This is a genomic window from Sphingomonas sp. GV3 (assembly GCF_031082075.1).
Taxonomy (GTDB): Bacteria; Pseudomonadota; Alphaproteobacteria; order Sphingomonadales; family Sphingomonadaceae; genus Sphingomonas; species Sphingomonas beigongshangi.
Genome location: NZ_JARWLE010000001.1, coordinates 3,355,650 through 3,380,097, shown reverse-complemented (window position 1 = coordinate 3,380,097; position 24,448 = coordinate 3,355,650). Strand labels below are relative to the sequence as shown.

The following is a 24,448-nucleotide window of genomic DNA, read 5'->3' as shown; positions in this document are numbered from 1 at the left end:
GCTCAAATCTCTCGCCGGAGCGCCCGCTGATGGCGCGCCGGGGCCATCGCCCGTCGACGGGCACCGCCAACCGCCCCCGTTTCTGGGGCCGGCATGCGGTGACCGCCGCGCTCGCCAACCCCAACCGTGTCGTCCGCAAGGTCTGGGGCACGCGCGAGGCGCTCGCCGCGCTCGACTTGCCGCCGGTGTTGCCGGTGACCTTCGCGGACGTCGCCGATCTCGGCAGGCTCGTCCCCGCCGACGCGCCGCACCAGGGGCTCGTCGCAGAGGTCGAGCCGCTCGAGGACATGTGGCTCGGCGACCTGCTGATCGAGGGACAGGACGACCGGCGCCCGCTCGTCGTGCTCGATCAGGTCACCGACCCGCACAACGTCGGCGCGATCCTGCGTTCGGCGGCGGCGTTCGACGCGCTCGGCATCGTCACGCAGGACCGCCACGCGCCGCCGGAAAGCGGCACCGTCGCCCGATCGGCATCGGGTGCGCTCGAGACGGTGCCCTGGGTGCGCGTCGTCAATTTGGCCCGCGCGCTGGAGGAGATCGCGGAGGCCGGCTTCTGGCGGATCGGCCTGACCGGCCATGCCAGTCAGACGCTGGCGCAGGCGATGGGTGACCAGCGCATCTGCATCGTGCTGGGTGCCGAGGGCGAAGGCATGCGCCAGAACACCGAGGCGCATTGCGACGAGCTCGCCAAGCTGCCGATCAGCCACAAGGTCGAGAGCCTGAACGTCTCCAACGCGGCGGCGATCGCCCTGTACGCGGTCGCGGCGCGGTAAGGCACGGCCCCCTCCCGCATGCGGGAGGGGGCGCGGCGGGCTTATTCGTCCGCGCCGATCGTGACGCGCATTCCGTCAAGCGCCGGGCCGAAGGGCAACTGGCAGGACAGCCGGCTGGTCACGTCGCGGTCGTCGACCGAATCGAGCAGGTCATTCTCGTCCTCGCTCATCGGCGGCAGCTTGTCTGCAAAGGCCGGATCGACATGGACGTGGCAGGTCGCGCACGAACAGCATCCACCGCACAGGGCAAGAATCTCGTCGATGCCGCCGTCGCGGATCACCTCCATGACCGACAGACCGTCCTCGCCATGGATTGCGCGTTCTTCCCCCGATCGCGTGACGACGATAAGCTTGGCCATGATCTTCTCCAGAAACCGTGCCCGCGCCCTAGCCGTGGCCGACGCCCCGGATCAAGCATGGGGCTGAGCGAGGCACAATTGCGCGCCGGCCTCGACGCGCTCGCCGCCGTCGAACCCGCCTTCGCCGCCGGTCTCGCCCGTGTCGGCTATCCAGCGCCGCGGATCCGCGCGCGTGGTTATGACACGCTGCTCCGTACCATCATCGGCCAGCAGGTCAGCGTGCAGTCCGCCAATGCGGTCTATCGCAAGCTGGCGGCGCTGGTCGGCAATCCCAGCGACCCGCACACGATCCTCGCGGCGAGCGACGAGACGCTGCGTGCCGCCGGCCTGTCGCGGCAGAAGGCATCCTATGCCCGCAGCCTCGCGGAGGAGGTGACGAGCGGGCGGCTCGATCTCGACAACCTTCCCGCCGACGACGAGGAGGCGATCGCGCATCTGGTGCGCGTCAAGGGTATCGGACGCTGGTCGGCGGAAATCTATCTGCTGTTCGCGGAGGGTCGACCGGACATCTGGCCCGCCGGTGACCTGGCGGTCCAGATCGAGGTCGGCCGCCTGCTCGGGCACGAGGCGCGCCCGTCGGAGAAGCGGGTCCGCGAGCTGGCGGAGGCATGGCGCCCGCACCGCGGCGCATTGGCGATCTTCACCTGGCACCATTATGGCGCGGGACCGGACGACAAGGCGCCGGTCTGAGGCGTGGCCCCGCGCGGCATGGCCGCAACGACGAAGGCATCACGAGGCACGGCGTCGACCCGGCCAGGTCCGATCGCACGCCGCTCCTGCCTTTTGGTTCCGCTTGCCATGAAAAAACATTCTCTTTGCCCGTGAGCGGCGCATCGGCCACATCTCCGGGCCGATGCCCCCCGCTTCCACTCCCTCGCTGATCGGCAGCCATCGCAGCGTCGCGCTGCCAGTCGGCGGGACGAAGGGGCGCAGGCTGGCGGCATTCCTGGGGCCGGGATTCCTCGTCGCGGTCGGCTACATGGACCCGGGCAACTGGGCGACGGACATCGCCGGCGGTTCGGCGTTCGGTTACACGTTGCTGTCGGTCATCCTGCTGTCGAACCTGATGGCGATGGTGCTGCAGGCGCTGTCGGCGCGGTTGGGCATTGCGGCGGGACTGGACCTCGCCCAGGCGTGCCGCGCGCATTACAGTCGCCCGGTGGCCATCGCGCTCTGGGCGCTGGCCGAGGTGGCGATCGTCGCCTGCGACCTGGCGGAGGTGCTGGGCACGGCGATCGCGCTCAAACTGCTGTTCGGCCTGCCTTTGGTCTGGGGCGTGCTGGTCACCGCGCTCGACGTGTTCCTGATCCTGGCGCTGCAACGGTACGGCTTCCGTAAGATAGAAGCGTTCATCGTCGCGCTGCTGCTGATCATCGCGGGCTGCTTCGCCTTCGAACTGTTCCACGCGCGACCGGACGTCAGTGGTTTGTTGGCCGGACTGGTACCGACGCCGGGTATCGTCACCGACCCGTCCAAACTGTATCTGGCGATCGGCATCCTCGGCGCGACGGTGATGCCGCACAATCTGTACCTCCACTCCTCCATCGTCCAGACACGGGCCTTCGCGCACGACGACGCGGGCAAGACGGAGGCGGTGCGGCTGGCGACGATCGACAGCACGCTGGCGCTCGGGCTCGCCTTCTTCATCAACGCCGCGATCCTGATCCTCGCGGCCGCGGTGTTCCACGCCTCGGGCCGCACGGGTGTCGCCGATATCGACGAGGCCTATCGCCTGCTCGCGCCGACCATGGGGGTTGGCGCGGCGAGCATCGTCTTCGGCGTCGCCCTGCTCGCCTCGGGGCAGAATTCGACCGTTACCGGGACGCTCGCCGGCCAGATCGTCATGGAGGGGTTCCTCGACATTCGCCTGCCGGTGTGGCTGCGGCGACTGGTGACGCGGCTTCTCGCCATCGTGCCTGCCGTGCTCGTGGTGGGGGCGATGGGCGATGGCGGCGCGACGCGGCTGCTCGTCCTCAGCCAGGTTATCCTCAGCCTGCAACTGCCGTTCGCGGTGATCCCGCTTGTCGCCTTCACGGGTCGGGCCTCGCTCATGGGACGCTTCGCCAGCCCGGCGTGGCTCCGGGCGCTCGCCTGGATCATCGCAACGGTCATCGTCGTCCTCAATCTTACTTTATTGTGGGGCATGTTTTGATCCGCACCGACGCTTTTGCGGTGACAGACGGGCCGTTCACCCCTCTAGTATACGGCCTGGCATTCAGCAGCATGGGTTTGTCGTGAACGATTCCTCCACGCCCCCCTCCCTCCCCACTTCGCCCAGCGGGCTCGCGGCGACCATCGTCGACACGTTGGTCCACCGCATCGGCAAGGACGCGCAGGCGGCGCGCCCGCATGACTGGCTGGCCGCAACGATCCTGACCTTGCGCAACGAGATCATCGAGCGATGGATGGCGTCCACCAAGGCCGCACATGCCGCCGGGGCCAAACGCGTCTATTACCTCAGCCTCGAATTCTTGATCGGGCGATTGCTGCGCGACGCGCTGTCCAACCTGCGTCACACACAGGACGTGGCGGACGCGCTCGCCTCGCTCGGCGTCGACCTTGCCGAGATCGAAGAGATCGAGCCCGATGCCGCGCTGGGCAACGGCGGCCTCGGACGCCTGGCGGCGTGCTTCATGGAGAGCCTCGCCAGCCTCGATCTGCCCGCATACGGCTATGGCATCCGCTACGTGAACGGCATGTTCCGCCAGCGGATCGACGACGGCTGGCAGGTCGAATTGCCCGAGACCTGGCTGGCGCACGGCAATCCGTGGGAATTCGAACGGCGCGAGAGCGCCTATTTCGTCGGCTTCGGCGGCGAAGTCACGACCAAGGCAAGCGGTCTTGTCCATTGGAGCCCGGCGGAAGCGGTACAGGCCGTCGCCTATGACACGCCGATGGTCGGCTGGCGCGGCAAGCGCGTCAACACGCTGCGGCTGTGGCGCGCACGCGCGTTCGACCCGATCCGCCTCGACCAGTTCAACGCCGGCGATTTCCAGGGTGCGCTCGCTGGCCAGCTGCGCGCGGAGACGCTGACGCGCGTCCTCTATCCCAACGATTCGACGCCGGCCGGCCAGGAGCTGCGCCTGCGCCAGGAATATTTCTTCAGCTCCGCCTCGATCCAGGACATCGTGCGTCGCCACGTCCAATATTTCGGCGACGTGCGCACCTTGCCGGACAAGGCGGCGATCCAGCTGAACGACACGCATCCCGCGGTGTCCGTCGCCGAACTGATGCGGCTGCTGGTCGATTTCCACGACATCGGCTTCGACGAGGCATGGGACATCACCCGCGCGACCTTCGGCTACACCAATCACACCCTGCTGCCGGAGGCGCTCGAAAGCTGGCCGCTGCCGCTGTTCGAACGGCTCCTGCCGCGGCACATGCAGCTGGTCTACCAGATCAACGCGAAGCTGCTGCGCGACGCGCGCAAGGTGGCCGGCGTCGACGACCGCGCGATCGCCGCGATCAGCCTGATCGACGAGGGTGGCGAACGCCGCGTGCGCATGGCGAACCTGGCGTTTGCGGGCAGTCATTCGGTCAACGGCGTCGCGGCGCTGCACACCGAATTGATGAAGCGCACGGTGTTCGCCGACCTGCATCGCCTGTTTCCGGACCGGATCAACAACAAGACCAACGGCATCACCCCGCGCCGCTGGCTGCTGGAATGCAATCCCGGCCTGACGACCCTGATTGCCGAAGCGATCGGCGACGGCTTCCACGACGATGCGCAGGCGCTGACCGCGCTCGTGCCGCATGCCGATGACGCAACCTTCCGGGAGCGCTTCGCCGCGACCAAGCGTTCGAACAAGGTGATGCTGTCCAATTACCTGAAGGAAACCATGGGCTTGAGGGCCGATCCGGACGCGATCTTCGACGTTCAGATCAAGCGCATCCACGAATACAAGCGGCAGCTGCTCAACATCATCGAGACGGTGGCGCTCTATGATCAGATTCGCAGCCATCCGGAGCGTGACTGGACGCCACGCGTCAAGCTTTTCGCGGGCAAGGCGGCGTCGAGCTATCACAATGCCAAGCTGGTCATAAAGCTGGCGAATGACGTTGCGAAGCGGATCAACGCCGATCCGGCCGTCGGCGACCTGCTGAAGGTCGCCTTCGTGCCCAACTACAACGTCAGCCTCGCGGAACGGATGATCCCGGCCGCCGATCTGTCGGAACAGATCAGCACTGCCGGCATGGAAGCGTCGGGCACCGGCAACATGAAGTTCGCGCTCAACGGCGCGCTGACCATCGGCACGCTCGACGGCGCCAACATCGAGATCAAGGACCATGTCGGCGACAACAACATCTTCATCTTCGGCCTGACCGCCGACGAAGTCGCGGAGCGGCGCGCCGCCGGCTATGATCCGCGCGCCGCGATCGAAGGGTCGCGCGAACTCGCGCAGGCGGTGAGCGCGATCGCCTCGGGCGTCTTCTCTCCCGACGACCCGGATCGGTACAAGGGGCTGATGGGCGGCCTGTACGACCATGACTGGTTCATGGTCGCCGCCGATTTCGACGCCTACACGGCCGCCCAGCGTGCGGTCGACGCGCGCTGGAGCGATCCGGCCGCATGGGGGCGATCCGCGATCCTCAACGTCGCGAACATGGGCTGGTTCTCGTCGGACCGGACGATCGGGGAATATGCGCGTGACATCTGGGGCGTGAGGTGAAGCCGCCGCGCGCCGCGATCGACGCTCTGGTCGAGGGTCGCCACGATGACCCCTTCTCGCTGCTCGGCGTATTCGCCGGGCCGCAGGGGAGCTTCGCGCGCGCGCTGGTACCCGGGGCAGAGACTCTCGAGGCGCATGATCTCGCCGGCCACACGCTCGGCATGCTCGAGCGGGTCGACGATCGAGGGCTTTTCGAAGGCTCCCTGCCCGGCGATCCGCAGCCCTTGCGCTACAAGGCGCAGGGCTATGGCACCGAATGGTGGCTGACCGACCCCTATAGCTTCGGCCCCGTGCTAGGCCCCACCGACGATTATCTGATGGCGGAGGGCACGCACCTGCGCCTGTGGGACAAGGTCGGCGCCCACTGGATCGAGCATGAGGGCGCGCGCGGCACGCACTTCGCGGTCTGGGCGCCCAACGCACGACGTGTATCGGTGGTCGGCGATTTCAACGACTGGAACGGCGCGCGCCACGTCATGCGGCGGCGCGGCGCGGTCGGGGTTTGGGAAATCTTCCTTCCCGACATCGGACCCGGACGCGCCTACAAGTTCGAGATCGTCGCCGCGGACGGATCGCTGCAGCCGTTGAAGGCCGACCCCTTTGCCTTTGCCGCGGAACTGCGGCCGAAGACGGCATCGATCACCACTGCGCCACCGACGCATGTCTGGCACGATGCGGCGCACCGCGAAGCCTGGACGAAAGTCGACCCGCGTCGCACCCCCATCAGCATCTACGAGGTCCATGCCGGCTCATGGGATCGGGACGACAACGGCTGGTATCTTAGCTGGGACGCGCTCGCCGATCGCCTGATCCCCTATGTCGTCGACCTGGGCTTCACGCACATCGAGTTCCTGCCGGTCAGCGAACATCCCTACGACCCGTCCTGGGGCTATCAGACGACCGGTCTCTACGCCCCCTCTGCCCGCTTCGGCGATCATGAGGGCTTCGCCCGCTTCGTCGACGGTGCGCACCAGGCCGGCGTCGGCGTGATCCTGGACTGGGTGCCGGCGCATTTTCCGACCGATGCCCACGGGCTCGATCACTTCGACGGAACCGCGCTCTACGAGCACGAGGATCCGCGGCTGGGCTTCCACCCCGACTGGAACACCGCAATCTACAATTTCGGGCGGCGCGAGGTCGAGGCGTTCCTCGTCAACAATGCGCTGTTCTGGGCGGAGCGTTATCATATCGACGGGCTTCGCGTCGACGCGGTCGCCTCGATGCTGTACCGCGACTACAGCCGCAAGCAGGGCGAGTGGATCCCCAATGCCGAGGGTGGTCGCGAGAACTGGGAGGCGGTCGACTTCCTGCGCGCGATGAACCGCGCGATCTACCGCGAGCATCCCGGCATCTTCACCGTCGCCGAGGAGTCCACGAGTTGGCCAGGCGTCTCCGCGCCCGCGCTCGACGAGGCGAGCCGCAGCAACCTCGGCTTCGGGTTCAAGTGGAACATGGGCTGGATGCACGACACGCTCCAGTATTTCGCGCGGGAGCCGATCCATCGGCGCCATCACCATGGCGAGATCAACTTCGGGCTCGTCTACGCCTTCAGCGAGAATTTCGTTCTTCCCCTCAGTCATGACGAGGTCGTGCACGGCAAGGGCACGCTGCTGGAAAAGATGCCCGGCGACGACTGGCAGAAGTTCGCCAACCTGCGCAGCCTCTATGCCTTCATGTGGGGCTATCCGGGCAAGAAGCTGCTGTTCATGGGGCAGGAGTTCGCGCAGAGGCGCGAATGGAGCGAGGATCGCGCGCTCGACTGGGGGCTGCGCTGCGCCCATTCGCACGAAGGCGTGCGCAAGCTGGTCCGCGACTTGAATCGCGTCTACCGCAACACGCCTGCGCTTCACGCGCGCGACTGCGAACAGGACGGCTTTGCATGGCTGATCGCTGACGATGCCGCGAATTCCGTCTTCGCCTGGCTGCGCAAGGCACCGGATGCGAAGCCGGTCGCGGTGATCGCCAACCTGACCCCCGTCGCGCGCGCGCCCTATCGCGTCCCGCTGCCGCACGACGGGCGCTGGCGCGAGATCATCAATTCCGACGCACAGGATTATTGGGGCTCGGGCCTGGGCAACCTAGGCGGGGTCGAGGCGAAGGACGGCGCCGCCTGGGTGACGCTCCCGCCGCTCGCCACGGTGATGCTGGAATTCGAAGGCTGATACGATGACAAGGATGATGGAGAGGGGCCGATGGTAGACCGCATAGGACGCCACCCGCTGTCGCGCGACGCGATGGCTTATGTGCTTGCCGGCGGACGCGGCAGCCGGCTGATGGAACTGACCGACACGCGTGCCAAGCCTGCCGTCTATTTCGGCGGCAAGAGCCGGATCATCGACTTCGCGCTGTCGAACGCGATCAATTCGGGCATTCGCCGGATCGGCGTCGCGACGCAGTACAAGGCGCATTCCTTGATCCGCCATCTTCAGCGCGGCTGGAACTTCCTGCGCGACGAACGCAACGAGAGCTTCGACATCCTGCCCGCCAGCCAGCGCGTGTCGGAATTTCAATGGTATGAGGGCACGGCCGACGCCGTCTTCCAGAACATCGACATCATCGAGAGTTACGGTCCCGAGTTCATGGTGATCCTGGCCGGGGATCATATCTACAAGATGGACTATGAAATCATGCTTCAGCAGCATTGCGACAGTGGCGCCGACGTCACCGTCGCCTGCATGGAGGTGCCGCGGATGGAGGCCCGGGCGTTCGGCGTGATGCACGTCGACGAGACCGACCGGATCATCGATTTCGTCGAGAAGCCCGCCGACCCGCCGTCGATCCCCGGACAGCCCGACGTCGCGCTCGCCAGCTTGGGCATCTACGTCTTCGCGACCAAGTTCCTGTTCGAGGAACTGCGCCGCGACGCGGACACGCCTGGGTCCAGCCGCGATTTCGGCAAGGACATCATCCCCTACCTCGTCCAGCACGGCAAGGCACAGGCGCACCGCTTTTCCGCCAGCTGCGTGCGGTCGAGCGAGGAACCGGCAGCCTATTGGCGCGATGTCGGTACGGTCGATGCCTATTGGGAGGCGAATATCGACCTGACCGACGTCATCCCGCAGCTTGACCTGTACGACAAGGAATGGCCCCTGTGGACCTATTCCGAGATCACCCCGCCGGCGAAGTTTGTCCATGATCTCGACGGGCGGCGCGGGTCTGCGGTGTCCAGCCTCGTATCGGGCAATTGCATCGTTTCGGGATCGACGATCCATCGCAGCCTGCTGTCGACCGGCGTGCGGGCACACAGCTTCTCGATGCTCGATGAGGCCGTCGTACTCCCCTATTGCCATATCGGCCGCGGCGCGCGGCTCAAGAAGGTGGTGCTCGATCGCGGCGTCATCATCCCCGACAATCTCGTCGTCGGCGAGGATCCGGTGAGCGACGGGCACCGCTTCCGCCGCACCGACAAGGGGGTATGTCTGATCACCCAGCCGATGATCGACCGGTTGAAATCGTGATCGATCCGGCTTGCAGCGCGTCCGCGGCGGAGGCTTTCCTGCCCGTTTCCTGGCCTGGGCCTGGGAACGGCGGCTTTTCGCGGGCAATCTGATGCGCGTCCTTTCCCTCGCGTCGGAGGCGTTTCCGCTGGTCAAGACGGGTGGGCTCGCCGATGTGGTCGGCGCGCTGCCCGACGCGCTTGCGCCCCACGGGGTCCAGACGACGACGATGATCCCCGGCTATCCCGTCGTCGGAAAGGCGATGAAGGGGGCTAAGGTCGTCCGCCGCTGGACCGATCTGATGGACACCGAGGCGCGGCTGCTGGCGGGGCGGATCGGCGACCACGATCTGATCGTCCTCGATGCGCCGGCCTTGTTCAATCGCGCGGGCGGCCTGTACGGCCATGCCGACGACTGGCGGCGGTTCGCGGCGCTCGCGCGCGCGGCGGCGGACGTCGCGGCGGACGGCGGCTACGACCTGCTGCATGCCCATGACTGGCAGGCCGCGCTTGCCCCCGCCTATCTGCGCTATGCCGGCACGGCCGTGCGCAGCGTGATGACGGTGCACAACATCGCCTTCCAGGGTCAGTTCGGGGCCGACATCTTCCCGGCGCTGGGCCTGCCGGACGCCGCCTGGGGAATCGACGGCGTCGAATATTACGGGGGCGTAGGCTTCCTGAAGGCGGGACTGGAGGCGGCAGAGGCCATCACGACGGTCAGCCCGACCTATGCCTCGGAAATCCGCGAGAACCGCTTCGGCATGGGGCTCGAGGGGCTGATCGAGGCACGGGGCGCGCGCGTCCACGGCATCGTCAACGGTATCGATCCGGCGGTGTGGAACCCGGAGATCGATACCGCTCTGCCGCAGCGTTACACCGTGCGCGCGCTGGGCCGGCGGCGGGCGAACAAGCGCGCCGTGGAAAAGATGTTCGGCCTGGCGTCCGGCGACGGCCCGCTATTCACCGTGATCAGCCGGCTGACGTGGCAAAAGGGCATGGATGTGCTGGCGCACTGCCTCGACATGCTGGTCGCGGCGGGCGGACGGCTGGCGCTCCTGGGGTCGGGCGACGCGCCGCTGGAACAGGCGTTCCTCGCCGCCGCCGCGCGTCACCCGGGCAAGATCGGCGTCCGCATCGGCTATGACGAACCGCTGTCGCACCTGCTCCAGGGCGGCGCGGACGCGATCCTCATCCCGTCCCGGTTCGAACCATGCGGGCTGACCCAGCTTTACGGTCTCGCCTATGGCTGCGTTCCCGTCGTCGCCCGGACCGGCGGCCTCGCCGACACGGTGATCGACGCCAACGAGGCGGCGCTCGCGGCCGGCGTCGCGACCGGCTTCCAGCATGGCGAGGTCAGCGATCACAGCCTCTCGCACGCGATCATGCGGACGATCCGGGCCTATGCACGACCCGATCTGTGGTGCACCATCCAGCGCAACGGCATGCGCGCGGACTTTTCCTGGACCGAGAGCGGCCGCCGCTATGCCGACCTCTACAAGAGCCTGATCGCATGATCCGTACCGTCACCTCCACCCCCTATGCCGACCAGAAGCCTGGCACGTCCGGCCTGCGCAAGAAGGTCACGGTCTTCCAGCAGCCGAACTATGCCGAAAATTTCGTGCAGGCGGTGTTCGACGCCATCGAGGGGAAGGACGGCGCGACGCTGGTGATCGGCGGCGACGGCCGCTTCCTGAATCGCGAGGTGATCCAGAAGGCGATCCGCATCGCCGCGGCGAACGGCTTCGGTCGCGTCGTCGTCGGCCGGGGCGGTCTTCTGTCGACGCCGGCGGCCAGCAACATGATCCGCATCCGCAGGGCGCTGGGTGGCCTCGTCCTGTCCGCGAGCCATAATCCCGGCGGCCCGACCGAGGATTTTGGGATCAAGTACAATATCGCCAACGGCGGTCCCGCACCCGAGGGCATCACCGACGCGATCTTCGCCCGTACGAAGACGATCGACAGATGGCGGACGATCGACGCCGACGACATCGACCTCGATGCGCTGGGGGAGGTGTCGGTCGGCGACATGACGGTCGAGGTGGTCGATCCCGTCGCCGATTACGCCGCCCTGATGGAAAGTCTGTTCGATTTTCCCGCGATCCGCGGCGCGGGGCTGACCATGGCGTTCGACGCGATGAGCGCGGTGACGGGTCCCTATGCTACCGAGATCCTGGAACGACGACTGGGGTTCGCGCCGGGCACCGTGCGCAACGGCACGCCACTGGAGGATTTCGGTGGCCATCACCCCGATCCCAATCTGGTCCACGCGAAGGATCTGTACGACCTGATGATGGGAGCCGACGCCCCGGATTTCGGCGCGGCGTCGGACGGCGACGGCGACCGCAACCTGATCATCGGTCGGGGCCGGTTCGTGACCCCGTCGGACAGCCTGGCGATGCTCGCCGCCAATGCGCATCTGGCGCCCGGCTATGCCGCCGGGCTGAAGGGCATCGCGCGATCGATGCCCACCAGCGCCGCGGCGGACCGGGTGGCGGACAGGCTGGGCATCCCCGCCTTCGAAACGCCGACCGGATGGAAGTTCTTCGGCAACCTGCTCGATGCCGGCATGGCGACGATCTGCGGCGAGGAAAGCGCCGGCACCGGCAGCGACCATGTCCGCGAGAAGGACGGGCTGTGGGCCGTATTGTTGTGGCTTAACATCCTCGCCGCCAGCGGCAAGTCGGTCGATGCGCTGGCACGCGAACACTGGGCGACCTATGGCCGCAATTACTATGCGCGCCACGATTACGAGGGCGTGGACAGCGCGCGGGCGGATGCGCTGATGGCGGAATTGCGCGCCGGCCTGGCCGATCTGCCGGGCCGCGTCGTGGGGCCGCTGACGATCGCGGGCGCGGACGACTTCGCCTATGAGGACCCGACCGACGGCTCGGTCAGCCGCAACCAGGGCGTGCGCATCCTGTTCGAGGGCGGCAGCCGCGTCGTCTTCCGCCTGTCGGGCACCGGCACCAGCGGCGCGACGCTGCGCGTCTACCTGGAACGTTACGAGCCGGCGGACGGCCGCCTCGACGCCGATACGGGTGCGATGCTGGCGGACATCGTCGCGGCGGCGGACGCCATCGCCGGGATCGCGCGGCACACCGGACGCCATGCGCCCGACGTGGTAACGTGAGCCGCGCCGCTCCTGCCTGCTGACGGTCGCCCATGGCCTTGCACGAACCCGACGGCTCGCGCATCCCGCGTCGACGAGGGTCGGCTCCAGCGCGGTTCCGAAGCCGCCCGCTCGTGATGGGGCGCTCGACAACCGGGCGCGGCAGCTGGACCTGTTGGTGACGGACATGGCGGTCAGTGCCGCATCGCTCGGTGCGGTCGTCGCGGGCGATTGCACCCGTTTTGCCGTGCGCGCCGCCGCGCCGGTGACGCTGTGCCTGTTCGATGGCACGGGCGAACGCCAGGTCCCGATGGTGCCGGACGGCGACGGCATCTGGCGTGCGCGCGTGCCCGGCGTCGGCGCGGGGCAGCGGTACGGCTATCGCTGCGCGTCCGATCCGGCAAAGCTGCTCGTCGATCCTTATGCGATCATCCTCGACCGGCCATTCGTCCATGACCCGCGTCTGGGCCTCCCCGGCGTCGAGACGGGCGCGCTCGTCCCGCGCGCGATCGTGCCGAGTCCCCTGCCACTCCCCGACGAACTAAGTCCGCCGCTCTTCGCCCCCGGCGGATTGATCTACGAACTCAACGTCCGCGGCTTCACCATGCTGCACCCCGACATAGCCGAGGCGCAGCGCGGAACGATCGCCGCGCTGGCGCATCCGGCGATCATCGCGCATCTTCGATCGCTGCGCGTCGACGCCATCGAGTTGATGCCGATCGTCGCCTGGATCGATGAGCGGCATTTGCCCCCGCTCGGCCTTAGCAACGCTTGGGGCTACAATCCCGTCGTCCCGATGGCGCTTGATCCCCGGCTGGCGCCGGGCGGCGTCGCCGAGCTGCGCGAGACGGTCGCGGCGCTGCGAGCGGCGGGGATCGGCGTCATCCTCGACCTCGTCTTCAATCATAATGGCGAGAGCGACGTACACGGTCCGACGCTGGCGCTGCGCGGGCTCGAACCCTCGCTCTATTTCGCGCATGCGCCAGACGGCACGCTGATCAACGACACGGGCACCGGCAACACCCTTGATTGCGCGCGTCCCGAGGTACGGCAGATGATCCTCGACGCGCTGCGCCACTTCACCGCGCTCGGCGTCGATGGCTTCCGCTTTGACCTCGCCACCGTCCTCGCGCGCGGTCCGGGCTTTTCGCCGACCGCGCCGATATTCCACGAGATCGCGGCCGACCCTTTTCTGGCGACACGGGTGACGATCGCGGAGCCGTGGGACATCGGCCCCGGCGGCTATCAGCTTGGCAATTTCCCTCACGGCTGGCTCGAATGGAACGACCGGTTCCGCGACGACGTCCGGCGTTTCTGGCGGGGCGATGTGGGCGCGGGCGTGCTGGCGACACGGCTCGCCGGGTCGGACGACATCTTCGGCCGGGAGGGCACGCGGACCGTCAACTTCATCGCGGCCCACGACGGTTTCACCCTCGCCGATACCGTCGCCTATGCCGAGCGTCATAACCAGGCGAATGGCGAGGACAATCGCGACGGCCATGGCGACAACCACAGCTGGAACAACGGCGTCGAGGGACCGAGCGACGATCCCGCGGTGCGCGCCGCGCGCGACACCGACCGACGCGCGCTGCTCGGCACCCTGTTCGCCTCGCGCGGCACGATCCTACTGACCGCGGGCGACGAATTCGGGCGGACACAGCAAGGCAACAACAATGCCTATGCGCAGGACAATCCGATCGGCTGGGTCGACTGGGCCGGGCGCGACCAGGCGCTGGAGGCCCATGTCGCCGCCCTCGCGCAGGCGCGGGCGACAGCCGGCCTGGGCGACCCAGCACCTTATCCTGATTCGTGCTGGCACGACCTGGCGGGCATGCCCATGACGGACACGGCCTGGGCGGATGCGGACGGCTTCGTGTTGCAGACGCGCGGCGTGGCGGTGCGGGTCGATCGGCGAACCCGCATGGTCCGCATCGATAACACTGGCGGAACATCGGTTTAGCGTCTGATCCACGTGCGTGGAAGCGGCGGCGCCCGTACGATCCGGCCTCGCTGGTTCCTACGAGGGCGCCGCTTATCCAGTATTATTTGAGATGAAAATGCAACAGTCGGTGCTATTGGCCGAACTGTTCTTAATTCCGCCGTCTTTCATGCGCAGGATGAAGCATCTTCCGGCGATGGCATCTGCGTCGGTCGATACGCACGCCCCCGCCCTTTATCGGACCGCTCATTCATGACGCGCACGACTTGCTACCTGCTCGCATGGTCCGCGCTATTGGGCAGTGCGCCCGCGCTTGCGCAACAGGACGGAGGAGCGTCGCCGCCGGCCGAGGGGACTAGCGAAATCGTCGTCCGTGCGCGCCGCGTATCCGGCTCCGCCATCGGCGACGCGGAGCCGATAGCGGTACTCGACGCCGCAGCCATCCGGACGCTCGGCGCGACCACCATCAAGGATCTGATGCAGCGGCTGCAGGGGCTGACGACCGGCGCCAATGGCGGCCCCCCGGTCTTCCTCCTCAACGGTCGCCGCGTCGCCAGCATGGACGATGTCTACGGCTTGCCTCCCGAAGCGATGGAGCGGACCGAAATCCTTACCGAGCAGGATGCTGCCCGTTTCGGCTATCCACCGACCCAGCGGGTCGTGAATTTCATCACCAAGAAGAACTTCCGGTCCATCGTCGCGGAAAATACCGTCAGCGGCGCGACCGATGGCGGCAACGGCACCGACTATCTGTTCCTCAATACCACCCGCCTTTCGGGGTCCCGCCGCCTGACGATCAACACCAGCTACCAGCATCAGGATGCGATACGGCAGAGCCAGCGGAACATCCTGCCCGATACGACGGCGCTCTACGCGCTTGCTGGCAATGTTGCCGCCATCGGCGGCGGCAGCATCGATGCCGCGCTCGACCGGCTCGCGGGCAGGCCCGTGGCCGTCGCCGCCATTCCCGCGGATGGCGCGGCGCGGCAGCAGCTCGGCAGCTACGTCGCCACCGCCGATCGCCCCGCGGTGACGGATATCGGTCGTTTCCGCACCCTGCTGCCGACCAGCGACACGCTGGCCGCCAATACCACGCTGGCCGGCCCGCTCGGCCGCACGCTCAGCGGTTCGGTGACCCTGTCGATGGAAGCGACGCGCAGCGCGGGCAGCAACGGACTCGCGACCACGGTGCTACGCGTGCCCGGCGGCGGCATTCTACCCTTCGCCGGCGACACGCTCGTCTACCGCTATCTGCCCGACGTCGTTCTCGCCCAACGCAACGCCAGTCTCAAACTGTCCGGCAGCGGCGCGGTGCAGGGCGTGATCGGGCGTTGGGCCTGGACGGTGACAGGTGGCTACAACCGCCTGCGGGCGACGGGGCTGGCCGAACAGGGCGTACCGACCGCCGCGTTGCAGGCCGCGGTCTTGGCCGGTGCCGACCCGCTGACACCAATCGACGCATCATCAGCGTCGCGGCGGATCGCACAACGCCAGAAGAGCGTGACGGACGAGACCAACGGCAAGGCGACGCTGAACGGTCCGCTCGCCCATCTGCCCGCGGGCGATGTCCTCATCACCGCCGCGGCCGATTATACGCGGTCCGCCAACCGCAACGATCAGATCGACGGGTCGGCCGCCGCACTGGCGCGCACGGTGAAATCCGGTAGCATCAACGCGACCGTTCCCGTTGCCGCCGCCAAGCAGGGCGTGCTCCCCTTCCTCGGCGACCTGTCGCTAAACGGTACGCTCGCAGTCTCGGACGTGTCGCGCTACGGCCGCCTGCTCCAGTCGGCTTATGGCGTATCCTGGTCCCTGAAACCGCGTTTCCAGCTGCACGCGTCGGTCAACGAGACGCAGACCGCGCCAGCGATCGCGCTGCTCACCAACCCGGTGCTGACGACACCCAATGTGCCGTTCTTCGACTTCGCGACCGGAACATCCGGACTCGTCACCGCAGTCACCGGCGGCAATCCCGCGCTCACGCCGGAGCGGCGGCGCGTGTCGGAGCTTGGCCTCGCCTATCATCCGATGCGCGACGATCGCGGCTCGATCCGGCTCGCGGTCGACTATATCGAGACGCGCATCGCCGACCAGACGACGAACCTCGCCGGCGCGACGCCCACGATCCAGGCGGCTTTCCCCGACCTGTTCCTGCGCGACGGAACGGGCAGACTGACCCAGGTCGACCTGCGCGGTGTGAACGTCGCGCGGGAGACCGAGCGCAAGCTGCAATTCGTCACCGCCATCTGGACGCAGATCGGCAAGAAGCCCGCGCCGGCGGCGGCACAGCCGGGAGTGCCCGCCAAGGACGCTCCGCCCCCTCCCCCGCCCAAGGAGCCGATCCACGTCTTCTCCTATGTCACCACCACGCTGCGCCTGTCGGATCGGGCCGTGCTGCGGGACGGGCTGGCCAGTCTGGACCTGCTCGACGGGGCGACGCTCAACGGGTCGGGCGGCCGGCCCCGGTGGGAGATCAACGCCAATGCCGGCCTGTCCGTCGGGGCGCTCAACATCGGCACCTTCATCCAGGCGCAGGGCGCGACGCGGGTTCGCAGCCTGCTTGCGACATCGGATCTCACCTTCTCCGGCAAGACGATCATCGGCAGCTGGACGCAGATCGACCTCGACAAGATGCTGCACAAGCCATGGTCGAAGAGCCTGTCGCTCAACCTGCTCGTTCAGAACTGGCTTAACGACCGCATCGACGTCCGCGATCGCAACGGCGCGACGCCGAACGGCTTCCAGCCCGGCTATCTCGACCCCATCGGGCGTACCGTGCAGCTCGGCGTGCGCAAGCTGTTCTGACCGTGCCGCTTCGTTGCGCGGCGGTGCGTTCCGTACCGCGCTTACGCCCGCTTGCCGCGCCAGCGCAGCGACTGCCGGTTGAGTGCCGCGAGATCGACGGTGCCGGCGATCGCCGCCTCGCCGAGCGCGACGGCCTCGATCAGCGCTGCCGCCGCGATGTGGCGATAGGCCGGGCGCCGTGCCACCGCGTCATACCATCGGCCGCCGACCGCATTGTCGAGCAGGATGCGCTGGAAACAATGGTCCACCCGGACCGGCCAGCCGCGCTCTCGGGCAAGGTCGGGCAGCGTGACGCGCGTCAGGCGCAGCCACGCCGCCTCCAACGCGGCGCGGTCCGGTTCGGGACCCTGCGCCGCGCCGCCGGACATCAGATGTGGATCGGCTTGCCGGTCACCGCCATGGCGGCTTCCTTGATTGCTTCCGAATGCGTCGGATGGGCGTGGCAGGTGTAGGCGATATCCTCGCTGGTCGCGCCGAATTCCATCGCCTGCGCCGCCTGTGCGATCATCGTGCCGGCGACCGAGGCGATCGCCCAGACTCCGAGCACGCGATCGGTCTTGGCGTCGGCGATGATCTTCACGAAGCCGTCGGGCTCGTGATTGGTCTTTGCCCGGCTATTGGCGAGCATCGGGAACTTGCCGACCTTCACCTCGCCCTTAGCCTTCGCGGCTTCCTCGGTCAGGCCGACGCCGGCGATCTCGGGCCAGGTGTAGACGACGCTCGGAATGACATCGTGATTCACGATGCCGTGCTGGCCCGCGATATTCTCCGCGACGGCGATGCCTTCGTCCTCCGCCTTGTGCGCGAGCATCAGGCCCGGCGCGACGTCGCCGATCGCCCAGACGCCCGGAACGTTGGTACGGAAGTCATGGTCGATCTCGACCTGCCCGCGGCCATTGAGCGCAACGCCGGCCGCCTCCAGGTTGAGCCCGTCGGTATTGGGCTTGCGGCCGATCGAGACGAGCACCGTATCCGCGTCGATCGTCTGCGCCTCGCCGCCCGCCGCGGGCTCCAGCGTCAGCGTCGCGACGTCGCCGTTCACGGCGACGCCCGTGACCTTCGTCGACAGCTTGAACTCGAGACCCTGCTTCTTGAAGATCTTGTTGGATTCCTTGCGCACGTCGCCGTCAAAGCCGGGCAGGATCTGGTCGAGGAATTCGACGACCGTGACCTTCGCACCCAGGCGACGCCACACGCTGCCGAGCTCGAGCCCGATCACGCCGCCGCCGATCACGACCATGTGCTCGGGGACCTTGGGCAGCTCCAGCGCGCCGGTCGAGTCGACCACGACCTTCTGGTCGATGGTGACACCGGGCAGCGGCGTGACGCTGGAGCCGGTCGCGATGACGATGTTCTTCGCGCGGACGGTGCGGCCCGCGACGTCGACGCTGTCCTTGCCCGTGAAGCTGGCGCGACCCTTCAGCCACTCCACCTTGTTCTTCTTGAACAGGAATTCGATACCGCCGGTCAGTTGCTTGACGGCGTCGCGACGCTGGCCGTGCATTGCCTCCAGGTCGAGCTCGGGCGTGACCTTGATGCCCATCTTCGCCATCGCGCCGTTGGCCGCGGCGTCGAAATATTCTGAGGCGTGCAGCATCGCCTTGGACGGGATGCAGCCGACGTTGAGGCACGTGCCGCCCAGCGTCTCGCGGCTCTCGGCGCATGCCGTCTTCAGCCCCAGCTGCGCCGCGCGGATCGCGGCGACATAGCCGCCGGGGCCGGCGCCGATCACGAGGACGTCATAGTCGTACTGCTGTTCGTCAGCCATTTTATCATCTCCACCCCGGCGAACGCCGGGGTCCAGTTACGGGGCGGATGTGGGAGTGCGCAGCCCCGATTACATCTGGCATCCCCACGTGCCGCCCCGACCCTCGTCGGCCCGGCACGTCGGATATGCGCTTACAGGTCGATCAGGATCCGGGTCGGGTCCTCGATCGCGTTCTTGAGCGCGACGAGGAAGGTCACCGCCTCGCGGCCGTCGATCAGGCGATGGTCGTAGCTGAGCGCGAGGTACATCATCGGGCGAACGACGACCTGACCGTCGCGGACCACCGGGCGCTCCTCGATCCGGTGGAGGCCGAGCACCGCCGACTGCGGCGGATTGATGATCGGGGTCGACATCAGCGAGCCGAACACGCCGCCGTTGGAGATGGTGAAGGTGCCGCCCTTCATCTCGTCCATCTTGAGCGTGCCGTCCTTGGCGCGCTTGCCGAAATCGCCAATCGTCTTCTCGATCCCTGCGACCGAGAGGTCCTGCGCGTCACGGATCACCGGCACGACCAGGCCGTTCGGCGCAGACACCGCGACCGAGATGTCGGCATAATCGTGATAAACGATTTCGTCGCCCTCGATGCTGGCGTTGACGGACGGAATGTCCTTCAGCGCCATCGTCGCGGCCTTCACGAAGAAGCCCATGAAGCCGAGCCGGACGCCGTGCTTCTTCTCGAACAGGTCCTTGTACTTGGCGCGCGCCTCGATCACCGCGGTCATGTCGACGTCGTTGAACGTCGTCAGCATCGCGGCGGTGTTCTGCGCTTCCTTGAGGCGCTTGGCGATCGTCTGGCGAAGGCGCGTCATCTTGACGCGCTCTTCCTTGCGGCCCGCGGTCGCCACCGGCGCGGGAGCGGACTGCGCGGCCGGCGCGCTCTGGGCGGCGGGCTTGGCGGAGGCGGCGGCGGCGACATCCTCCTTGGTCAGGCGGCCGTCCTTGCCGGTGCCCTGGATCGTCGACGGGTCGACGCCATGCTCGAGCACCGCGCGACGCACGGACGGCGAAAGGGCAGCCGCCGCATCGCCTGCCGGCTGTGGCGCGGCGGCGGCAGGCGCGGGCGCCGCAGGGATCGCGGTCGCGGCGGGTTCGGCGGCGGGCGTCTTGGCCGGCGCAGCGTCCCCAGCCTCGATCGTCGCGAGCAGCGCACCGACCTCGACCGTGTCACCGACCTGGACCGCGTGCTGTCCCATGACACCCGCGACGGGGCTCGGCACCTCGACGGAAACCTTGTCGGTCTCCAGGCTGGCGATCGGCTCGTCCACCGCGACCGCGTCGCCGGGCTGCTTGAGCCATTCGCCGAGCGTGGCCTCGGTGATCGATTCGCCGAGCGTCGGCACCGTAACTTCAGTCGCCATTGTCTCTATCCTTCTACCCCGGCGATGGCCGGGGCCCAGTTGCGCAACGGTCCGGGTCAGGCGCTGCGCGGTTTACATCTGCTTTCCCAACTGGGCCCCGGCACGGCCGGGGTGCTACGTACCTACCCTATCAGCTCGTCGGCGCCTGCGCGGGCCGCGCGGTCGTCGTGCTGCCCTCGGCACGCGTCCGGCGGATTTCCTCGCGCACATTATGGCCGAGCGCATCCGCGACCAGCGCACCCTGCTCGGCGGTGTGCCGCTTCATAAGGCCCGTTGCCGGCGAAGCGGCCGCCGCGCGGCCGGCATAGCGGGCGCGCGCCACGCGTGCCTTGGCCATGGCCAGCGCCTCTTCGATCAGCGGCTCGACGAAGAACCAATAACCGTTGTTCTTCGGCTCTTCCTGCGCCCAGACGACGTCCTCGAGGTTAGGCAGCTTGGCGATCCGCTCCGCGAGCGCGTCGGTCGGGAAGGGATAGAGCTGCTCGACGCGCACGATCTGCGTGCTGGTATCGCCCGCCGCGTCGCGCGCCTCGATCAGGTCGTAGGCGACCTTGCCCGTGCACAGCACCAGCCGCTTCGTTTCCGCATCGGCCGCACCATTGGTGTCGGACAACAGGCGACGGAAATGGCTGTCGCCCAGGAAGTCCTCCGCCTTCGACACCGCCAGCTTGTGACGGAGCAGCGACTTGGGCGTAAACACGACCAGCGGCTTGCGGAAGTTGCGGTGCATCTGTCGGCGCAGCAGGTGGAAATAGTTCGCCGGCGTGGTGCAATTCGCGACCTGGATGTTGTCGCCGGCGCACGATTGCAGGAAGCGTTCGGGACGCGCCGAGCTATGCTCCGGCCCCTGCCCTTCGTAGCCGTGCGGCAGAAGCATCACCAGGCCGTTGGCGCGCAGCCACTTGGACTCGCCGCTGGTGATGAACTGGTCGATCATGATCTGCGCGCCGTTGACGAAGTCGCCGAACTGCGCCTCCCACATCACCAGCGTCTTAGGATCGGCAAGCGCATAGCCATATTCGAAGCCGAGCACGCCATATTCGCTCAAGGGGCTGTCCAGCACCTCGAACCGGCCGTGCTCGACCGTCTGCAACGGCACGTACTTGTGCTCGTCGGTCTGGTCGACCCAGACGGCGTGGCGCTGGCTGAACGTGCCGCGGCCCGAATCCTGGCCCGACAGACGCACGCCATAGCCCTCCGACAGGAGCGAGCCGAAGGCGAGCGCCTCGCCGGTCGCCCAGTCGAAATTCTCGCCGCTGGCGAACATCTGCCGCTTCGCGTCGAGGACGCGCGCCAGCGTCTTGTGGATCTGGACGCTGTCCGGCACCGTCGTCAGCTTTCGGCCGACCGCGTCGAACAGCTTGCGGTCAAGGCCCGTTTCGACGTTGCGGCGGCCCTGATCGGTTTCCTTCGGCGCCGACAGGCCAGACCAGCGGCCGGCGAACCAATCCGCCTTATTGGGCTTGTAGCCCTGGCCGGCCTCGAACTCGCCCTCGCAGCGCGTGACATACTGCTTGATGTTCTGGTCGACCCAGGCCTGGTCGACGACGCCCTCCGCGATCAGCCGCTTGGCGTAGATCTCGCTGACGCCGGGGTGCTTGCGGATGATGTTGTACATCAGCGGCTGGGTGAAGCCCGGCTCGTCGCCCTCGTTATGGCCGAAACGGCGGTAGCACCACATGTCGATGACGATGTCGCGATGGAACTTCTGGCGGAACTCCATCGCCATCTTGGTCGCGAAGGTCACCGCCTCGGGATCGTCGCCATTGACGTGGAACACCGGCGCCTGCACGCCCTTTGCAACGTCCGACGGGTAGGGCGAAGAACGCGCGAACTGCGGGCTGGTGGTGAAGCCGACCTGGTTGTTGATGATGAAGTGGACGCAGCCGCCGGTATTGTAGCCGCGGATGCCGGAGAAGCCGAGGCATTCCCACACGATGCCCTGACCGGCGAACGCGGCGTCGCCGTGGATCAGCACGGGCAGCGACGCGCTGTGGTCCTGAAGGTCGCCGGCGATCGTCTGGATCGCGCGTGTCTTGCCGAGCACGACCGGATTCACCGCCTCGAGGTGCGAGGGATTGGCGACCAGGCTCATGTGTACCGTATGGCCGTCGAACTCGCGGTCCGACGAGGTGCCGAGATGGTATTTCACGTCGCCGGACCCGCCGATATCCTCGGGGTTGGCGGAACCGCCGGCGAATTCGTGGAAGATGACGCGCAGCGGCTTGCCCATGACGTTGGCGAGCACGTTCAGCCGGCCGCGATGCGCCATGCCGAACACGATTTCGCGCACCCCATATTGGCCGCCGTACTTGATCACCGACTCGAGCGCCGGGATCATCGACTCACCGCCGTCGAGGCCGAAGCGCTTCGTCCCGACGTACTTCTTGCCGAGGAACTTCTCCCACTGCTCGCCCTCGATGACCTTCGTGAGAATGGCCTTCTTGCCGTCGGTGGTGAACTCGATCGCCTTGTCCTGGCCCTCCATCCGCTCCTGCAGGAAGCGGCGCTCCTCGACGTCGACAATGTGCATGTATTCGAGGCCGACGTTGCCGCAGTAGTTCTTGCGCAGCGTGTCGACGAGCTGCCGGATGGTCGCCCATTCGAAGCCCATCGTGCCGCCCAGATAGACCGGCCGGTCGATGTCGGCATCGGTGAAGCCGTGATAGTCGGTGCGCAGGTCCTCCGGCATCTCGCGCTTGGCGAGGCCGAGCGGATCGAGGTTGGCGGCGAGGTGGCCGCGGACGCGATAGGTACGGATCAGCAGCTGCGCGCGGATCGCGTCGCCTGCCGCCTTAATGATGTCCTCCTTGGACGGCGCGGGCGTCGCCGCGGCGGCCGCGGCAGGCTTGCCGCCGCCCTTGGCCGGCTTGGGCGCGGGCTCCATCTGCGTCGGGTCGAGGCCCGCGGTCAGGTCATCGGTCGTGGTCAGCGGCCAGCGCTTGTTGGTCCAGCTCGGACCGCCCGCACCGCGCTCCAGCCCTTCGAAGAAGGTCTGCCAGCCGCCCTCGACCGACGTCGGGTCGGCCTGGAACCTGGCGTAGAGCGCCTCGATGAACGCCGGGCTGACGCCCTGCGCGATGTCGCTGAAATCCTGGCCTTCGTAGCCCATCGTCTTCGTCCTTTTTTCCCTCTCCCGTCGGGAGAGAGTTTTGGGGTCGGCCATGCCCCCGGCGTGGCCTGAACATTGCGGGGCAATGTTCACCCCAGAACTGGGCCCGCCCGCATCCGCGGGTGGGAGGGTAAGGGTAACGGGTGCGCCACACCCTCACCCCTCCGCCGCCTGTCGGCGGCTCCCTCCCCCTCCCGGCAGGAGAGGGAGGGCGTTACATCAACCCTTCAGCACCTCGAGCAGGGTCGAGCCCAGCTCCGACGGCGACGCCGCGACCTTGATGCCGGCAGCTTCCATCGCCGCGATCTTGTCCTCGGCGCCGCCCTGGCCGCCGGAGACGATCGCACCGGCATGGCCCATGCGGCGGCCCGGAGGCGCCGTGCGGCCGGCGATGAAGCCGGCCATGGGCTTGCTGCGGCCGCGCTTCGCCTCGTCGCGGAGGAACTGCGCCGCTTCCTCTTCGGCCGAGCCGCCGATCTCGCCGATCATGATGATCGATTCGGTCGCGTCGTCCGCCAGGAACAGCTCGAGCACGTCGATGAAGTTGGTGCCGTTGACCGGATCGCCACCGATGCCGACCGCGGTGGTCTGGCCGAGGCCGGCATTCGACGTCTGGAATACCGCCTCATAGGTCAGCGTGCCCGAGCGCGACACGACGCCGACCGAACCCTTCTTGAATATCGAACCCGGCATGATGCCGATCTTGCACTCGCCCGGCGTCAGCACGCCCGGGCAGTTCGGGCCGATCAGCCGCGACTTCGACGCCGACAGCGCGCGCTTGACGCGCACCATGTCGAGCACCGGAATGCCTTCGGTGATGCACACGATCAGCGGCACCTCGGCGTCGATCGCCTCCAGGATCGAGTCCGCGGCGAAGGGCGGCGGCACGTAGATCACCGACGCGTCGGCGCCGGTCTTGGTCACCGCCTCGGCGACGGTGTCGAACACCGGCAGGCCGAGATGCTCGGTGCCGCCCTTGCCCGGGGTCACGCCGCCGACCATCTGCGTGCCGTAATCCAGCGCCGCCTTGGTGTGGAAGCTGCCGGTCTCACCGGTCATGCCCTGGGTGATGACCTTGGTGTTCTTGTTGACGAGGATGCTCATTCGCTGTTCGTCCTT

16 protein-coding genes are annotated in these 24,448 nt (G+C 67.5%); 10 read left to right on the top strand and 6 right to left on the bottom strand.

All coding sequences use genetic code 11. The features are described 5' to 3' along the window. Positions 1-29 precede the first annotated feature (29 nt). Complete coding sequence (gene rlmB / locus RF701_RS15985) at positions 30-773, top strand: 23S rRNA (guanosine(2251)-2'-O)-methyltransferase RlmB (protein WP_203310641.1); 744 nt, start codon at positions 30-32, stop codon at positions 771-773. A 41-nt stretch (positions 774-814) separates the two neighbouring features. On the opposite strand, the gene RF701_RS15980 is transcribed toward rlmB, so the two are convergent. Beyond that, positions 815-1,132: a 2Fe-2S iron-sulfur cluster-binding protein gene (locus RF701_RS15980; RefSeq protein ID WP_308815528.1), complete on the bottom strand. Its 318-nt coding sequence runs from the start codon at positions 1,130-1,132 to the stop codon at positions 815-817. A 57-nt stretch (positions 1,133-1,189) separates the two neighbouring features. Here RF701_RS15980 and RF701_RS15975 point away from each other — a divergent pair, with 57 nt between their 5' ends. The 9 genes from RF701_RS15975 to RF701_RS15935 all read left to right on the top strand — a co-directional run bounded on the left by RF701_RS15975 (position 1,190) and on the right by RF701_RS15935 (position 17,091). After that, the gene (locus RF701_RS15975; RefSeq protein WP_308815527.1) at positions 1,190-1,822 is read left to right on the top strand and encodes a DNA-3-methyladenine glycosylase 2 family protein; all 633 of its coding nucleotides are present in this window, start codon (positions 1,190-1,192) and stop codon (positions 1,820-1,822) included. A gap of 163 nt (positions 1,823-1,985) precedes the next feature. Further along, positions 1,986-3,284: an Nramp family divalent metal transporter gene (locus RF701_RS15970; protein WP_210356712.1), complete on the top strand. Its 1,299-nt coding sequence runs from the start codon at positions 1,986-1,988 to the stop codon at positions 3,282-3,284. Between the two features lie 82 nt (positions 3,285-3,366). After that, positions 3,367-5,802, top strand: coding sequence for a glycogen/starch/alpha-glucan phosphorylase (locus tag RF701_RS15965; RefSeq protein ID WP_203310645.1), 2,436 nt, complete (start codon positions 3,367-3,369; stop codon positions 5,800-5,802). Beyond that, a complete protein-coding gene (gene glgB / locus RF701_RS15960; protein WP_308815526.1) occupies positions 5,799-7,964 on the top strand; it encodes a 1,4-alpha-glucan branching protein GlgB in 2,166 nt (721 codons plus the stop codon). Before RF701_RS15965 ends, glgB begins: the two co-directional genes overlap by 4 nt. 30 nt (positions 7,965-7,994) lie before the next feature. Next, a complete protein-coding gene (gene glgC, locus RF701_RS15955; RefSeq protein WP_203310647.1) occupies positions 7,995-9,260 on the top strand; it encodes a glucose-1-phosphate adenylyltransferase in 1,266 nt (421 codons plus the stop codon). Between the two features lie 91 nt (positions 9,261-9,351). Continuing rightward, complete coding sequence (glgA, locus tag RF701_RS15950; protein ID WP_287976892.1) at positions 9,352-10,752, top strand: glycogen synthase GlgA; 1,401 nt, start codon at positions 9,352-9,354, stop codon at positions 10,750-10,752. Then, positions 10,749-12,368, top strand: coding sequence for an alpha-D-glucose phosphate-specific phosphoglucomutase (locus RF701_RS15945; protein WP_308815525.1), 1,620 nt, complete (start codon positions 10,749-10,751; stop codon positions 12,366-12,368). Before glgA ends, RF701_RS15945 begins: the two co-directional genes overlap by 4 nt. A 166-nt stretch (positions 12,369-12,534) precedes the next feature. Then, complete coding sequence (locus RF701_RS15940) at positions 12,535-14,307, top strand: glycogen debranching enzyme (RefSeq protein WP_308815692.1); 1,773 nt, start codon at positions 12,535-12,537, stop codon at positions 14,305-14,307. Between the two features lie 231 nt (positions 14,308-14,538). Next, positions 14,539-17,091, top strand: a complete 2,553-nt coding sequence (locus RF701_RS15935) for a TonB-dependent receptor domain-containing protein (protein WP_308815524.1) — start codon at positions 14,539-14,541, stop codon at positions 17,089-17,091. Positions 17,092-17,132: 41 nt separating this feature from the next. Here the strand turns inward: RF701_RS15935 and RF701_RS15930 are convergent, their stop codons facing one another. The 5 genes from RF701_RS15930 to sucD form a co-directional block, all read right to left on the bottom strand. Then, positions 17,133-17,459, bottom strand: coding sequence for a GCN5-related N-acetyltransferase (locus RF701_RS15930; protein WP_308815523.1), 327 nt, complete (start codon positions 17,457-17,459; stop codon positions 17,133-17,135). Next, a complete protein-coding gene (gene lpdA, locus RF701_RS15925) occupies positions 17,459-18,859 on the bottom strand; it encodes a dihydrolipoyl dehydrogenase (RefSeq protein ID WP_210356721.1) in 1,401 nt (466 codons plus the stop codon). Before lpdA ends, RF701_RS15930 begins: the two co-directional genes overlap by 1 nt. A 131-nt stretch (positions 18,860-18,990) precedes the next feature. Continuing rightward, positions 18,991-20,217, bottom strand: a complete 1,227-nt coding sequence (odhB, locus tag RF701_RS15920; RefSeq protein ID WP_210356722.1) for a 2-oxoglutarate dehydrogenase complex dihydrolipoyllysine-residue succinyltransferase — start codon at positions 20,215-20,217, stop codon at positions 18,991-18,993. Positions 20,218-20,347: 130 nt separating this feature from the next. After that, positions 20,348-23,329 (bottom strand): 2-oxoglutarate dehydrogenase E1 component, encoded by a 2,982-nt coding sequence (locus tag RF701_RS15915; RefSeq protein ID WP_308815522.1) that lies wholly within the window; start codon positions 23,327-23,329, stop codon positions 20,348-20,350. A 219-nt stretch (positions 23,330-23,548) separates the two neighbouring features. Continuing rightward, positions 23,549-24,433 carry a succinate--CoA ligase subunit alpha gene (sucD, locus tag RF701_RS15910; RefSeq protein ID WP_115379064.1) on the bottom strand — a complete coding sequence of 295 codons (885 nt, stop codon included), beginning with the start codon at positions 24,431-24,433 and terminating at the stop codon, positions 23,549-23,551. Positions 24,434-24,448 lie beyond the last annotated feature (15 nt).